The sequence below is a fragment of the Streptococcus oralis genome (assembly GCF_003943395.1).
Taxonomy (GTDB): Bacteria; Bacillota; Bacilli; order Lactobacillales; family Streptococcaceae; genus Streptococcus; species Streptococcus oralis_BF.
The window spans coordinates 1-596 of sequence record NZ_RJPJ01000035.1 but is presented as its reverse complement, the minus strand read 5'-3'; the positions used below and the strand labels follow the sequence as shown (position 1 = coordinate 596).

Below are 596 nucleotides of genomic sequence, written 5' to 3'. Positions count from 1 at the left end.
ATCACGTAGTGCTTCAGCTTCAGCATCAACAAGTTTGAGCAACAGCATCTCTGCTTCAATCAGTGCATCTGAATCAGCAAGCACAAGTGCAAGCAACAGTGCCTCAGAGTCAACAAGCGCATCTGTATCTGATTTAACAAGCGCAAGCAACAGCGAGTCTGCATCACGTAGTGCCTCAGCTTCAGCATCAACAAGCTTGAGCAACAGCATCTCTGCTTCAATCAGTGCTTCTAACTCAGCAAGCACAAGTGCAAGCAACAGTGTCTCTGCATCAACAAGTGCATCAGTATCAGATTCAACAAGCGTAAGCAACAGCATTTCTGCTTCAATCAGTGCTTCTGAATCAACAAGCACAAGCGCAAGCAACAGTGCCTCAGCGTCAACAAGCTTGAGCAACAGCATCTCTGCTTCAATCAGTGCATCTGAATCAGCAAGCACAAGCGTAAGCAATAGCGAGTCTGCATCACGTAGTGCCTCAGCTTCAGCATCAACAAGCTTGAGCAACAGCATTTCTGCTTCAATCAGTGCTTCTAACTCAGCAAGCACAAGCGTAAGCAACAGTGCCTCAGCATCAACAAGTGCATCTGTATCAGATT

At 46.5% G+C, this 596-nt stretch carries 1 protein-coding gene; it reads right to left on the bottom strand.

Annotated features, from left to right (window positions below; translation table 11 throughout):
* On the bottom strand, nucleotides 1–596 hold a 596-nt coding region (locus tag D8802_RS10230; RefSeq protein ID WP_472725601.1), incomplete at both ends, for a hypothetical protein.